General features: G+C 35.7%; 13 protein-coding genes. All 13 read left to right on the top strand.

The window, feature by feature from the left end; genetic code table 11:
• Positions 1-25 precede the first annotated feature (25 nt).
• The 13 genes from HMPREF0077_RS02035 (at position 26) to HMPREF0077_RS01975 (ending at position 15,016) form a co-directional block, all read left to right on the top strand.
• A complete protein-coding gene (locus HMPREF0077_RS02035; RefSeq protein ID WP_004836234.1) occupies positions 26-2,125 on the top strand; it encodes a Tex-like N-terminal domain-containing protein in 2,100 nt (699 codons plus the stop codon).
• Complete coding sequence (locus HMPREF0077_RS02030) at positions 2,122-3,840, top strand: proline--tRNA ligase (RefSeq protein ID WP_004836233.1); 1,719 nt, start codon at positions 2,122-2,124, stop codon at positions 3,838-3,840. The genes HMPREF0077_RS02035 and HMPREF0077_RS02030 overlap by 4 nt, the downstream gene beginning before the upstream one ends.
• 56 nt (positions 3,841-3,896) lie before the next feature.
• Positions 3,897-4,760 carry a class II fructose-1,6-bisphosphate aldolase gene (fba, locus tag HMPREF0077_RS02025; RefSeq protein WP_004836230.1) on the top strand — a complete coding sequence of 288 codons (864 nt, stop codon included), beginning with the start codon at positions 3,897-3,899 and terminating at the stop codon, positions 4,758-4,760.
• Between the two features lie 50 nt (positions 4,761-4,810).
• Positions 4,811-6,115, top strand: a complete 1,305-nt coding sequence (rho, locus tag HMPREF0077_RS02020; protein WP_004836229.1) for a transcription termination factor Rho — start codon at positions 4,811-4,813, stop codon at positions 6,113-6,115.
• A 71-nt stretch (positions 6,116-6,186) separates the two neighbouring features.
• Positions 6,187-6,390 carry a 50S ribosomal protein L31 gene (gene rpmE, locus HMPREF0077_RS02015; protein WP_004836227.1) on the top strand — a complete coding sequence of 68 codons (204 nt, stop codon included), beginning with the start codon at positions 6,187-6,189 and terminating at the stop codon, positions 6,388-6,390.
• A gap of 60 nt (positions 6,391-6,450) precedes the next feature.
• On the top strand, positions 6,451-7,245 hold the full coding sequence (gene prmC / locus HMPREF0077_RS02010; RefSeq protein WP_040349241.1) for a peptide chain release factor N(5)-glutamine methyltransferase: 795 nt from the start codon (positions 6,451-6,453) through the stop codon (positions 7,243-7,245).
• 3 nt (positions 7,246-7,248) lie between these two features.
• Positions 7,249-8,325: a peptide chain release factor 1 gene (gene prfA, locus HMPREF0077_RS02005; protein WP_004836224.1), complete on the top strand. Its 1,077-nt coding sequence runs from the start codon at positions 7,249-7,251 to the stop codon at positions 8,323-8,325.
• Complete coding sequence (locus HMPREF0077_RS02000; RefSeq protein ID WP_004836222.1) at positions 8,326-9,261, top strand: cation diffusion facilitator family transporter; 936 nt, start codon at positions 8,326-8,328, stop codon at positions 9,259-9,261.
• 11 nt (positions 9,262-9,272) lie between these two features.
• Positions 9,273-10,307, top strand: coding sequence for an L-threonylcarbamoyladenylate synthase (locus HMPREF0077_RS01995; protein WP_040349322.1), 1,035 nt, complete (start codon positions 9,273-9,275; stop codon positions 10,305-10,307).
• An 8-nt stretch (positions 10,308-10,315) separates the two neighbouring features.
• The gene (upp, locus tag HMPREF0077_RS01990; RefSeq protein ID WP_004836218.1) at positions 10,316-10,945 is read left to right on the top strand and encodes a uracil phosphoribosyltransferase; all 630 of its coding nucleotides are present in this window, start codon (positions 10,316-10,318) and stop codon (positions 10,943-10,945) included.
• Between the two features lie 9 nt (positions 10,946-10,954).
• Positions 10,955-12,229: a UDP-N-acetylglucosamine 1-carboxyvinyltransferase gene (gene murA, locus HMPREF0077_RS01985; RefSeq protein ID WP_004836216.1), complete on the top strand. Its 1,275-nt coding sequence runs from the start codon at positions 10,955-10,957 to the stop codon at positions 12,227-12,229.
• An 11-nt stretch (positions 12,230-12,240) separates the two neighbouring features.
• Positions 12,241-14,400, top strand: coding sequence for an SF1B family DNA helicase RecD2 (gene recD2 / locus HMPREF0077_RS01980; RefSeq protein WP_004836215.1), 2,160 nt, complete (start codon positions 12,241-12,243; stop codon positions 14,398-14,400).
• Positions 14,393-15,016 (top strand): ComF family protein, encoded by a 624-nt coding sequence (locus tag HMPREF0077_RS01975; protein ID WP_004836214.1) that lies wholly within the window; start codon positions 14,393-14,395, stop codon positions 15,014-15,016. The genes recD2 and HMPREF0077_RS01975 overlap by 8 nt, the downstream gene beginning before the upstream one ends.
• The last annotated feature ends 309 nt before the right edge of the window (positions 15,017-15,325 follow it).

Raw genomic sequence — 15,325 nt, 5'->3', positions numbered from 1 at the left:
TAGGAGTTATTAGGTTAAGTATTTTATGAATATTACAGAAATTTTATCAAAACAATTAGAGATTAGCGAAAAAAGCATAGATGCTGTTACAAATCTCTTGGATGAAGGCTCTACTGTTGCTTTTATAGCCAGGTATAGGAAGGAAGTTACAGGTAATTTGTCCGATGTTGAGATTAGGGATATAGAAAAAAATCTCAAGAAGTATAGAAATATTGAGAAGAGACAGGAAGAGATTATTAATGCTATAGATGGTCAGGGCAAGCTTACCGATCAGTTGAGGGAGGAAATTCTTTCTACAAATACTCTAGCTATACTTGAGGATATTTACGCTCCTTTCAAGTCAAAGAGAAAGACAAGGGCTGATATCGCCCGTGAATTTGGTCTTGATAAGCTTTTGGATTTTCTAATGAATGAAGCTAAAAGCGAAAGTGAAGGCTTAGATGAAGCAGAAAAATATCTTGTTGAAGGACTAGATACAAAAGAGGATGCTCTTGAAAGGTCCTTAGATATCCTTGCCGAAGATATTGCTAACAATATCATGGCTAGAAATATCATTAGGAGGGATGCTTTCGTTAGGGCAAAGCTTGTAGCCACTTTGAAGGAAGATGAAAGTGGTCTTTATGAGAATTATTATGATTTTAATAAAAAACTTAGGGAAATGAAGTCTTTCCAAACCCTAGCTATTAATAGGGCTGAGAAGGAAAATGCCCTTAGTGTTAAGATTGAATTTACAGATAATTATAACAAAAAGTTAATAGGTGACTTGTACAGAAAAGATAAGAATTTTAATGATTATCAAAATTTCCTTCTGGATAAAACTGTAGATGATGCATATAAGAGGCTTATGCTACCTTCTATTACAACTGAGATGAGAAATTATATAACAGAAAAGGCTGAGGATGATTCTATAGAAGTTTTTGGCAACAACCTCAAGCCCTATCTTTTGCAAAGACCTATCAAGGGACAAGCGGTTATTGGTCTTGACCCAGGTTTTAGGACAGGATGTAAGGTTGCTGTTGTAGATAAATTCGGTAAGTATTTAGATTCTGCTGTCATCTATCCAGTTGAGCCCCACAATAAAGAAAAGGAGGCAATCGGAACTTTAAAGTCCCTCATTAAAAAATACGGGGTAAGTCTCATTGCTCTGGGTAATGCCACAGCTTCTAGGGAAACCGAGCTTGTTGTAAATAAGTTAGTCAAAGAAGTGGATAATATTAGTTATGCCATAGTAAATGAGGCAGGTGCTTCTGTGTATTCTGCTTCTGAACTTGGAGAAGAGGAATTTCCAAATCTCGATGTTACTATTAGAGGAGCTATATCAATGGCAAGAAGGCTCCAAGATCCTATGGCTGAACTTGTTAAAATTGAGCCTAAGCACATAGGTATTGGTCAATACCAACATGATCTTGATTCTAAAAAACTTGATGAAGAACTTTCCAAGGTTGTAGAAGATGCGGTTAATGAGGTAGGAGTTACCATAAACAATGCTTCCTATAAACTTCTTAGCTATGTTTCAGGTTTAAACCCAAGCCTAGCAAAAAGAATCGAGGAAGACTTTAAGGAAGGTAAGCTAGTATATAGGAAAGATTTAAAGACTGTAAAGGGCTTAGGAGATAAGACTTACAAATTATGTGCAGGCTTTTTGAGATTTCCTGATTCTCCGGAAATTTTGGATAATACCGCAGTCCACCCCGAATCCTACAAGATTGCCAAGGAAATAAATAAGCACTCGCTTGACGATTTGGATTTAGAAAGCTTGGCAAGTAAGCTTGATGTTGGGCTTCCGACCCTTAAAGATATAATAGCCGAGCTTAAAAAGCCCGGAAGGGATCCGAGAGAAGATAATCCTGAAGTTTTAACTCGCAAGGAAGTAATGGGGATAGATGACCTAAAAGAGGGTATGATTCTTAAAGGAAAGGTTAGAAATATAACTGACTTCGGAGCCTTTGTCGATATAGGTGTAGGGGTCGATGGCCTTGTCCATGTTTCTAAGATCTCCGATAAATTTATCAAAAATCCACGCGAAGTTTTGACGAATGCGCAAATTGTTGATGTTAAAGTTGTAGAGATAGACAAAAAAAAGGAAAGAATAGGTCTATCAATGAAAGATATAGGTGAAAAATGAAATTATCAAAATATTATATGCCAACCCTAAGGCAAGATCCAGTAGATGCAGAAACTGAAAGCCACAAGTTTTTAACTAGGGGGGGCTTTATTAGAAAACAAGCAAGTGGTGTTTATTCATTCCTACCACTTGGAAAGAAAGTAGTTAACAAGATTGAAGCTATAGTAAGAGAAGCTATGGAAGATTATGATTCTATAGAAGTTTCTACATCTATCCTTCAAACTAGAGAAATATGGGAAGCCTCAGGAAGATGGGAGACCTTTGGACCTGAGATGTTCAAAATAAAAGACAGACATGATAGAGAATATTGCCTAGGGCCAACAGCTGAGGAATCTTTTACTAGTCTAATCAAAGACGAGCTTAATTCTTACAAACAACTCCCACTAAATATTTATCAAATAGTAGATAAATTTAGAGATGAGAAAAGACCAAGATTTGGTATCAATAGATCAAGGGATTTTTTGATGAAGGATGCCTACTCCTTTGATAAGGATATGGAAGGTCTTGAAGTATCCTACCAAAAAATGTGGGATGCCTATGAGCAAGCCTTTGATAGGATGGGTCTTGACTATAAAATCGTAGAAGGTGATTCTGGAAGCATGGGTGGAAAAAAGAGTCACGAGTTTATCGCCCTATCTGAAACAGGTGAGGGAGTAATTCTTTATACTGATGATTCAGACTATGCAGCTACAGACGAAAAAGCAAGATTTAAAGTAAATCCTATTATAGAAGAAGAAAAAGAACTTAAACTAGTCGAGACCAAAGGAAAAACAACAATCGAAGAAGTTTGTGAGTTCTTGGATATAGACAAGAAAAAAACAGCTAAGGCAGTCGATCTTTTGGTTAAGGGTGAGCCTATCATTGTCTTCGTTCCAGGCAATAGGGAATTGAATATGGCTAAACTTATTTCCTATCTAAAAGTCCCAGAACATGAAATTGAGATGCTTGATGATGAAACAATTGAAAAAATCACTAAGGCTAAGGCAGGTTATACTGGACCAATAGGTCTTGGAGATGACGTAAGAGTTTTAATTGATGAGTCTTTAACTAAAATAAATAACCTCCTTGTTGGAGCTAACAAAACTGACTACCACTACATCAACGCAAACTTCGGCAGAGATTTTGATGGAGAAATTGTCGAAGATTTGCTTACCGCAAAGGCTGGAGATATGGCCTATGATGGCTCAGGCATCCTAAAAGAAGCTCGTGGTATAGAAGTTGGAAATATCTTCCAGTTAGGAACAAAGTATTCTGACAGCCTAGGAGCCTACTTCCTAGACGAAAATGGCAAACAACAAGCCTTTATCATGGGATCTTATGGAATCGGTATAACAAGATCAGTATCAGCTATAGTTGAACAATACCATGATGATAAGGGTATAATCTGGCCAACATCTGTTGCTCCTTTCGAAGCTATAGTAACTATTGTAAACATAAACAATGAAGAGCAAAAAGAACTCGGAGAGAAAATTTACAAGAGACTCAAGGAAGAAAGAATAGATGTCCTCCTAGATGATAGGAAAGAAAGAGCTGGAGTTAAGTTCAATGATAGAGATTTAATTGGTATTCCTTATAGAATCACCGTTGGCAAGGATGCATCAGACGATATTGTTGAATATTCTACAAGAGCCTTGATGGAAAATGAAAAAATCACATCTGATCAAGCAATAGATAAAATCATTAAGTCCATCAAAAAAGACCTATCTTTTAATTAGAATTAGGGTATTATTATAGTGTAAGATAATTTGAATAAGAACTATAAGGAGACAATATGTTAGTTAATGCAAAAGAAATGTTAGATAAAGCTTATGAAAATGGATATGCAATTGGCCATTTTAATACAAATAACCTTGAATGGACAAAGGCAATCCTAAAAGCAGCAGAAGAAAAACAAACAGCTGTAATAGTAGCTGCTTCTGAGGGAGCTATCAAATATATGGGTGGCTTTAAAGTTGTCGCAGATCTAGTTAAGGTTATGCACGATGAGATGGGAATTACTGTTCCAGTTGCTATTCACTTAGATCATGGTTCATATGAAGGAGCTAAGAAAGCTATAGAAGCTGGTTTTACTTCAGTAATGTTTGATGGATCTCACTTCCCATTAGAAGAAAATCTTGAAAAAACAAAAGAAATCGCAGAATTAGCTCATTCTAAAGGAATGTCTGTTGAAGCTGAAGTTGGCGGAATCGGCGGAGAAGAAGACGGAGTAAGATCAGCAGGAGAACTTGCTGATGTTGAAGAATGTAAAAAAATTGCTTCATTAGGAATCGACTTCTTAGCAGCAGGAATCGGAAATATTCACGGTGTTTATCCAGCTGATTGGCAAGGACTTAACTTTGATAGATTAAGAGAAATCTCTGATGCAGTAAAAATGCCAATAGTTCTTCATGGTGGTACAGGTATTCCTGACGATCAAATCAAAAAAGCTATTAGCCTAGGCGTATCTAAGATTAATGTAAACACAGAATGTCAACTTGTTTTTGCAGAAGCTACAAGAAAATACATCGAAGCAGGTAAAGATAAACAAGGTAAAGGCTTTGACCCAAGAAAATTATTAGCAGACGGAACACAAGCAGTAATTGATAAAGTAGAAGAAAAAATCGATATGTTCGGTTCTGCAAATAGTGCAAAATAAAAAAAGAAAATGGGAGGGCCTTATGGTCCTCTTTTTCTTAAAAGGAAAATATGGATAAACTAAAAGAAAAAAAACTAGTAGAATTAAGAGAATTAGCCAAGGAAATGGGCATAGAATCTGTAAGCAAATACAGAAAAGATGAGCTAATCAAGCTAATAGAGGAAGAAGAAAATAAGAGAAGCGAAGAAAGCAAAGAAGAAGCAGAAAATGATTTAGGCAACAAATTTGACTGTGACGGAATATTAGAAATCCTACCTGATGGTTATGGATTCCTTAGAACCCAGCTTTATGAAAGTGGAGATGACGACATCTACGTCCCACCTAAGCAAATAAAGATGTTTCGACTAAAAACTGGAGATTACATAAGAGGAATTGCCAGAGAAAAACACGCAAAAGACAAGTTTGCCCCACTAATATTTGTATCAGATGTCAATGGCATCAATCCTGGAGTGGCCTACAATAGGCCTTATTTTGAAGATTTAACTCCAATTTATCCAAACGAGAAAATTTCTTTAGAAACAAGCAGAGAACATTTTTCAGAAAGAATCATAGATTTTATTAGTCCAATCGGTCGTGGCCAAAGAGGGTTGATTGTCTCCCAACCCAAGGCAGGTAAGACCACCCTCATCAAAGATATAGAAAGATCAATAGAAAAAAATTATGATGATATCAAAATAATTGTCCTTCTTATAGACGAAAGACCAGAAGAAGTTACTGATTTTATTAGATATGTCAATGAATATAGGGATCCATCAAATGAATTGATGAGAACAGAAGTAGCAGCCTCCACCTTTGATAAGCCACCTCAAAATCATATTGATATGGCTGAGATGGTCCTAGAGCGAGCTAAGAGATTTGTAGAAGAAAAAAAGGATGTGGTAATACTGCTTGACTCCATAACAAGACTTGCAAGGGCCTATAATATTATGACCCCCCAATCAGGTAGAACCCTATCAGGAGGACTTGATCCCCTTGCCCTAGTCGGCCCAAAGCAATTTTTTGGAGCTGCAAGAAATATTGAAGGAGGAGGGTCTTTGACCATCCTTGCTACCGCCCTAGTTGATACAGGTTCTAGAATGGATGATATGATTTTTGAAGAGTTCAAAGGAACTGGTAATATGGAAATTCATCTTGATAGAAGGCTTGCAGATAGGAGGATTTTCCCAGCAATCAATATCGAAAAATCTTCTACAAGAAGAGAAGACTTACTATTAACTGATAAGGAACTTGAGGCTGTGTTCAAATTGAGAAAATCTAATATGTCCAATGCTGAATCAATCGTAGAGCTAATTGACTGGATGAAAAGGACGGAAAATAACAGTCAATTTATTGACTTGATTAATAATTCTTATTAGGTCTTGAAAAATTAATGGATAGATGGTACAATACTAATTGCTTATTGAAAGAAGAAACATGAGGTGTTCATATGAAAAAAGAATTACATCCAGAATATCACGAAGCTAAAGTAACTTGTATTTCATGTGGAAATGAATTTACTGTAGGTTCTACTGAAGAAGAAATCAAAGTAGAAGTTTGCAGCAATTGTCATCCATTCTACTCAGGAAAACAAAGAAATGCTGAACGTGGTGGAAACGTTGATAAATTTAACAAGAAATACGGTAGAAAATAGTAGAAATTATAAGGTAAGGCGACTTACCTTATTTTTGTGTTAAAAATAAGAAATACAAAAATGACCATAAAAGATTACTTAGACAAAAATTATGAAATAAGCTTAATAGCCCTCACTTACCTATTAAATACTAACAAAAGTTCAATTATCCTAAGAAGTGGGGAAGAACTTAATAACGAGATAAGAGTCAAGCTAGAAGAGATAATAGATAAATGCGAAAAAGGCTATCCTCTTCAATACGCAATTGGACAATGGGAATTTTTCGGTCTAAATTTTAAAGTTGACGAGAGGGCGTTAATCCCACGATTTGAAACCGAAATAATCGTTGATTATCTAATTAAAGCTCCTTTTAAGAAAGATAAAATACTTGATATAGGTACAGGTAGTGGGGCTATAGCATTGAGCTTGGCTAAGAATTTAAAAGCTAGCGATATTCTTGCTAGTGATATTGAGGATAGGGCCTTGTCCTTGGCAGAGGAAAATAAAAAAAGATTAAAAATTTCCAATGTTTCTTTTATAAAATCTGATTTATTTGAAGAAATTTCAGGAAAATTCGATATAATAATATCAAACCCTCCTTACATAAATAGTAAGGATTTTGAAAAGCTTGATAAGACTTTGTACTATGAGCCAAAATCAGCCCTCTTAGCTGAAGAAAATGGTCTTTATTTTTATAAGAGGATAATAAAAGATGCAAGCTCATATTTGAATGAAGGAGCAAGGCTCGTTTTTGAAATTGGATATGACCAAAAGTCTGATATTAGCTCACTTTTGAACGAATCTGATTTTAAAAATATAATATGTATTAAGGATTATAATGATTTTGATAGATTTATAATCGCTGAGAAAGGATAAAAGATGTTTGAAAATATTGAACATATTAAGGAAAACTACAAGGATTTAGAGAAAAAGATGATTGATCCTGAAGTTTTAGCGGACATTAGCAGACTGACTAAAATAACTAGGGAATACAATTCTCTTAAACCAATTGTAGAAAAGTACGATCAAATAAAAGATGCTGAATCTACAATCGAAGAGAACAAAGAACTTATAAATGAAGCTGATGATCAAGATATGATTGATATGCTAAAAGAAGAAATCAAAGAAAATGAAAAACTTCTTGATCAATACAATGAAGAGATGAAGATTCTCCTAATACCAAAGGACCCTAATGACTCTAGGGATGTAATAGTTGAAATCAGGCCTGGTGCTGGTGGAGATGAGGCAGGGCTATTTGCTGGAGATCTTTATAGGATGTATCATATGTATGCCGATAAGGAAGGCTACAAGACAGAAGATGTAGAAGTTACTCCTCAAGGAGTCGGTGGAATTAAAGATGCTACCTTTATGGTTAGGGGTGAGGGAGCCTATTCTAGATTTAAGTATGAATCTGGAGTTCATAGGGTACAAAGAGTCCCAGAGACTGAATCTGGTGGCAGAATCCACACATCAACTGCAACCGTTGCTGTACTTCCAGAAGTAGACGAGTTAGATGTTCATGTAGACCCTAATGATATTAGAACAGATGTTTTTAGGTCATCAGGTAATGGAGGCCAATCAGTAAATACAACAGACTCAGCTGTAAGGCTTACCCACATACCTACAGGCATAGTCGTAAGTATGCAAGATGAAAAGAGCCAAATCAAGAACAAAGAAAAAGCTATGAAAATCCTTCTTGCCCGTATATATGAATTGGAAGAAGAAAAAAGAAATAAAGAAATAGCTGATAATAGAAAAAGCCAAGTAGGAACAGGTGATAGGTCTGAGAGGATTAGAACCTACAATTTCCCACAAGGTAGGATTACAGATCATAGAATAAATAAGACTATTTATCAATTAGATGACTTCCTTAATGGTGGCATCGGTGAGATGATTGATTCTCTTATAGCAGAAGATCAAACTAGAAAATTAGAAAAAATAGGCGAGGATGAGTAGTTGTTTGAATTCTTATCAAAGAAGTTTATAAAGGCTTCCGCAAAAAAAGATGAATTCACCTATAGGCTTTCTATAATCTCCCTATCATCATCAATAGGTATAGCTATAAACATCTTGCTCTTTGCAATGAAGGCGGGTATTGGTTTTGTAATACATTCTCAAGCCATTGTAAATGATGCTTTCAACAACTTATCTGATTCTGTTGTATCACTTATGGCACTTTTGGGATCTAATATCAGCAAGAAACCAGCTGATAAAGAACATCCCTTTGGCCATGGTAGGGGAGAATATGTTATAAGCCTACTAGTTTCCATAATAATAATGTATGTAGGCTTCATGCTTTTTATTAATTCAGTAAAAAGTTTTGGTGAGGAGAGATTCGAAGGGCTAACGATGCTATCTCTTGGAATCTTGTTAGTAAGTAATGCCGTCAAGGTTTACATTTACTTATTAAACAAGTCCTTATACAAGAAGTTTGATAGTGAACTCAATCTTGGAGTCATGCTTGACGCTAGAAATGATATATTAGCAACAAGCGCAATAATAATAGGTGACTTCATACAGAATTTCTTAAGCTTTAATGTCGATGCACTAATGGGTATAGTAATTTCGTTTTTTGTATTCCATCCAGGTTTAGAGATGTTTAAGGATACAATAGCTATCTTGTTGGGAAAAAGAATTGACATAGATATAGAAAAAGAGATTGACGAAATAATTATGTCTTGCGATTTAATTAAGGGCTATCATGACATGCAAATTCACGAGTATGGTAAGGGAAGAATGGCAGGCTCAGTCCATGTAGAAGTCCCATCCAATCTTACAGTTGAAGTAGTTCATAAGGCGATAGATAAGGTTGAAAAAGAAATAATTAAAAAGACAGGGGTTGAGATTACCTTACATATGGATCCGACCTACTGTGTAGTTGAAGATAATTGAAAGAAGAAAAAATGCAAACAGAAGTTTTAAAGATTGATAGGAAAAATATCGATCAAGAAAAAATAATAAAGGCCGCAAATTATCTTAAAGAAGGCAAGCTCGTTGCCATACCAACAGAAACTGTTTATGGCTTAGGGGCTAATGGATTAGATGAGAAGGCCTGTGTAAATATATTTAAAACTAAAAACAGACCAGCAGATAATCCATTGATTTTACATATTTCTAATATAGATATGTTGTATAATTTGGTAGAGAATGTGAATGACGATGCTAAAAAGCTGATGAAATTATGGCCGGGTCCCTTGACTATGATTTTCAAGAAATCGGACCTAATCCCTGATGTAGTAACGGCAAAGGGGGATACGGTTGCTGTAAGATTTCCAGTTGATGAAATAGCAAGAGCTATAATAGAGAAGGCTAATGTGCCGATTGCAGCCCCATCTGCCAATATCTCTGGACGTCCATCACCAACAAATGCTTATGATTGCTATTATGATTTGAATGGGAAAATTCCATTAATCATAGATGGTGGTTCTTGTGATATTGGTATAGAATCGACTGTAATTGACATGAGTGAAAATCCGCCTACTATACTTAGACCAGGTTATTATACTTTAGAAATGATTAGGGAAATTATCCCTGAGGTTAGACTTGATGATGCTCTGGTTGATGATAACAAAATTCCAAAGTCCCCAGGTCAAAAGTATAAGCATTATGCACCAAAGGCAAGGATGCAAGTCTATGTTGGTAAAGGAGCAGCCGATTTTATTTATAAAAAGGCTAGGGCTTATTCGAATTCGGGTCTTCATGTAGGAGTCTTAGTATTTGAAGAAGATATGGAAAGATTTAAGGATTTCGATAGGATTTCTTTTGGTGACAGGGACGATTTAAGCCAAATGAGTCACGTTCTTTTTACAGCTCTTAGGAAAATGGATAAAATGGGAGTTGATTTAATTCTTGCAGAAGGAGTTTTGGATAATAACCTAGGTAAGAGTATAATGAATAGAATGAAAAAGTCTGCCGCTGGCAATATTGAATATTTATAGGAGAAGTTATGGGAAAAGTAAATGTACTAGATCATCCAGTAATCAAACACAAAATTAGTATTATAAGAGACAAGAGAACAGGTGGAAATGAATTTAGATCCTTGGTAACAGAAATTGCTATGATTCTAGCTTATGAAGCTACTAAAGATTTAAGCCTCGAAGAATATGAAGTAGAAACACCTATTGCAAAGACAACAGGCTACAGACTAGCAGGTAAGAAGCAAGCTATTGTTCCAATACTTAGAGCGGGTCTTGGCATGGTAGATGGGGTACTAGAAGTTCTTCCAGCAGCAAAAATTGGCCATATAGGAATGTATAGGAACGAAGAAACCTTAAAGCCTGTGGAATATTATTGCAAACTTCCAAAGGATATTGGAAACAGAAACATCTTGGTAGTAGACCCAATGGTTGCAACAGGTGGATCTGTTAATGATGCTATCGAAAGATTAAAGGAAAGAGGATGTAAGTCCATTAAACTTCTTTGCATTATTGCTGCCCCAGAAGGAATCAAAGCTATTCAAGAAAAACACGATGACGTTGATATATATATTGCCCAATTGGACGAACATCTTAACGAAAATGGTTATATAGTTCCAGGCCTAGGAGATGCTGGAGATAGATTGTTCGGTACCAAATAAGGACTTACTATGAGCAAAGAGATATTAATTATAAATTCAAATGGACCTTTGAAGGGAGAAGTAGAGATTTCTGGCGCCAAAAACTCTGCCCTGCCAATTCTCGCAGCTTGTGTTTTGGGAACCGAAGAAATCATCCTTGATGGTGTTCCAGAACTTAAAGATGTTGAAATCATGGTAGAGGTTTTGAAGCATCTTGGATCTAAGGTTGAGTACCTTGACAAAAATAGCCTTAAAATTGATTCAAGTGGAATTAATACCTGCGAGACTCCTTACGAGTTGATGGATAAGATGCGTGCTTCTTTCGTTGTTATGGGGCCACTTCTTTCAAGATTTAACAAGGCTTATACTAGAGCTCCTGGTGGTTGCAATATCGGTTCAAGACCAATAGATCTTCATCTCAAGGGCTTTAAGGCCCTTGGAGCTGAAAATAGAATAAATGATGATGAGATAGCCATTGAAGCAAATAATGGATTAAAGGGCAGTGAAATCTACCTAGACTTTCCATCTGTTGGGGCTACACAAAACATCATGATGGCAGCTTGTCTAGCAGAGGGTGAAACTATAATAGAAAATGCAGCCAAAGAACCAGAAATAGTCGATTTAGCTTCATTCTTATCAAAAATGGGAGCAAAGATTAAGGGGGCTGGTACTTCTACAATTACCATTAGAGGGGTAGAAAAACTCACTGGTACAAGGCACACCATAATCCCAGATAGGATAGAGGCTGCAAGCTACATGCTAGCTGCTGCAATGACTAGAGGCGAGGTTAAAATAACTAATGTAATTGGTTCACATATTAGACCAGTTATTGCAAAGTTGATTGAAATTGGAGCTGAAATTAAAGAAATTGAAGAAGAAGATATTATCTATATAAAGGCACCAAATAGACTAAAGTCAACTAATATCCAAACTCTTCCTTATCCAGGTTTCCCCACAGATGTTCAGGCTCAATTCATGGCTTTACTAACTGTAAGTGATGGCGAGAGCAGGATTCAAGAGACTGTTTTTGAAAATAGGTTTATGCATGTTGATGAACTTTCAAAGATGGGAGCTGTTATAGCAACATCAGGCAATAGGGCAACCATTGCTGGTGTAGAAAAACTCCATGGAGCAAGTGTTAAGGCAACTGATTTAAGAGCAGGAGCGGCCCTAGTAATGGCTGGTCTTGTTGCAGAAGGAGAAACAAGAATTTCTGAAATCTATCACATAGATAGGGGTTATAGCAATCTAGTAGAAAAATTCAGCAAACTCGGTGCTGATATTAAAAGAGTTACCGTTGATTAATAGGAAATAAAATGAAGATTAAAGGCATAGTTACCAACATTATTTTTAGAAACGATGATAGTGGATACACGATTCTTTCTGTAGACACTTCTGATTCTGATATAACTTGTGTTGGAACTATGCCTTTTTTTAATCAGGGTGATAATGTAGAGATGGAAGGAGAAATAGTTTATCATGATAAGTATGGTGAACAATTTAATATTTCATCCATTAGTTTGCTTAAACCATCTAGCAGATCTAGTATTATAAAATTTTTATCATCGGGCAATCTCAAAGGCATAGGCAAAAAAACGGCTGAGGCAATTTATGAAGCCTTTGGCAAAGATAGTATAGATCTTGTCTATCAAAATACTGATAGGCTCCTAGAAGTAGAAGGCATAGGAAAAAAGAAGCTTGAGGATATAAAACTATCTGTAGAAGAAACAAGGGATTCAAGAAGGAGTATAGAATATCTTCAGGGTCTAAATATTTCATACAGTCTAGCCATGAAAATCTACCAAAAATATGGAGAATCCACAATTGATTTAGTAAAACACAATCCCTATAAGTTGGTTGAAGATATAAGGGGAATAGGCTTTACTATGGCAGATAATATAGCCCTTAATATGCAAATGGACTCGTCATCCAAGTTTAGAATTTCAGCAGGTCTATATCATGTATTAAATGCTGAAGCTGACCTAAATGGCCACACTTGCCTAAAACTCGACTATCTAGTAGATAAAAGCACTAGTTTACTAAAATTAGAAGTTGAAAAAATAAAAGAAGTAATTAATGATGATGTTATAGCTGGCAAATTGGTCCTAGTAGCCATAAAAGATGTTAATTATATTTATAGTGCCAGTCTCTTAAAGGCTGAAAAATCAGTAGCCATGGCCCTTGCCAGTAAGATTGATGAAAAATATATCTTCGATATTGACTTCGATTATGATTTATCTGTTTTTTCTGATGAGCAAAGGGAAGCTATAAAGATGGCTTTTGAATCAATGGCCCTTGTAATAACAGGAGGACCAGGTACAGGAAAGACAACTATTATAAATGCAATTTGTAAGATTTTATCTAAAAATAAACTATCATATGCCCTTGCAGCCCCTACTGGTAGGGCGGCAAAGAGGATAAAAGAATCGACAGGAGAAGATGCCTATACCATCCATAGGCTCATAGGAATAAGACCTGATGAAATTGTTGCCGAATACAACGAAGATAATCCAATCGAAAAAGATTATCTCATAGTCGATGAGATGAGTATGGTAGATATTCATCTTATGAAAAATTTGTTGGCTGCTGTCGGCGAAAAAACTGCCATAATTTTAGTAGGTGATAGTGATCAGTTGCCTTCTGTTGGTCCTGGCAATGTCTTAAAGGATATCTTGGATACAGATATTAAATCAGTAAGACTTAAAAAAATCTTTAGGCAAGCAGGTAAGTCGAATATTATTGTAAATGCTCATAGGATAAATGAGGGAAAATACCCTATCCTAAATGAAAAAGACAAGGATTTTTTCTTTATAGATGCAGACAATAGGAATTTTATGGATAATCTCATAAATCTTTTGAAAGTTAGACTACCTGAATATTACAAGTTTGATCCGATTAAAGATATACAAATTCTTTCACCGTCCAAGAAAACTGACTGGGGAGTAGCTAATATTAACGAGAAAATTCAAGAAGCAATCAATAAAGAGAATGAAAGTTTGAAGGTAAATAATAGGCTTTTTAAGCTAAAGGATAAGGTCATGCAAGTTAGAAATAATTATGACCTAAAAGCTATAAATCATGGCGATGATTTCGATGAGGGTGTTTATAATGGTGATATAGGCTTTGTTGAAAAGATAGACACAATAGATGAGTCCCTAGATGTTAGGTTTGATGATGGAAGACTTATTCGTTACAAGAAGGAAGACATAAAAGATTTAGATCTTTCTTATGCTATAACTATTCACAAATCTCAAGGCTCTGAGTTTCCTTGCCTAATAATTCCTATGATGCAAGTAGCCCCTATGCTTCTTACAAGAAATCTACTTTATACAGGGGTTACTAGGGCAAGGAAAATTGTTATACTTTTGGGTAAGAAGAATATATTAAAGACAATGGTTGATAATAATAGGTCGAATAGGCGTTTTACTAATCTTTCTTACTGGATAAGAGAAATGGGGAAGGTAATTAATGATTGATTTATTATTTCTAGATAAGGGAACATGCTATGCTTGCCAAAGAGAGGAGATAGTAAAGTACAATTTGTGTCAGTCTTGCATGGATAAATTAGACTATTTGGCAAATGAGTTTAAAGTATCAGGCAATACTTGTTATAGTATATATTTTTACAATGACTTTATGAAAAAATTGATAGGCTCATATAAATTTAATAGGAATACCTCACTTGCTGATACTTTTGCTAGGATGGCTGTTGATTTTATAAGGGAGAAATCTCTTACAAATTTTGATTATATCTTAGCTTCTCCGTCATCAAGAAAAACATTAAACCATAGAGGTTTTGACCATATAGGCCTTATTGTCGATTATATAAGTAGAGAGCTTAATATTGAAAAACTTGATGATTTCAAGAAAATAAAGAACACTAGAGCCCAACATACCCTTACTAAGGAAGAAAGAATGGATAATCTTAGGGGAGCCTTTAGTCTAGATAGAGATATTGAAGGAGCGAGAATCCTCCTTGTAGATGATTTAATAACGACAGCTAATACTGTTCTAGAAATTATTAGGGAATTGAAAAAAAGAAAGGCAAGTGAAGTAGTAAGTCTTGCTATTGCATCAGAGCGTGGGGATTGATAAAAAAGGAGCTATGAAAAAATTTCAATAGCTCCTTTTTTTCGGTGCGCTCGGCATGAGCATATTCTAACAGGTGTAAGTCCTAAGTGTGCCCGGTAGTGGGAAACACATAGCCAAAGGCAAGGGTGTCCATCGTGAGGTGGAATCTGAAGGAAGCCCTAGGCAAACTCTTGGTCTGACGAACAGAAATCACATAAGGCAGTTACGTAGGATAAGCTTGCCAAACAAAGTAAAGTCCAATAACTACACGGAATACGTAAATGTATATGTGGCAGATAGATGAGAGGAAAGAACATGCCCAAACCCTAT

Source organism: Anaerococcus tetradius ATCC 35098 (assembly GCF_000159095.1).
Classification (GTDB): Bacteria; Bacillota; Clostridia; order Tissierellales; family Peptoniphilaceae; genus Anaerococcus; species Anaerococcus tetradius.
Note: the sequence above shows the minus strand (reverse complement) of the source record. Positions and strands in the feature narration are given on the sequence as shown.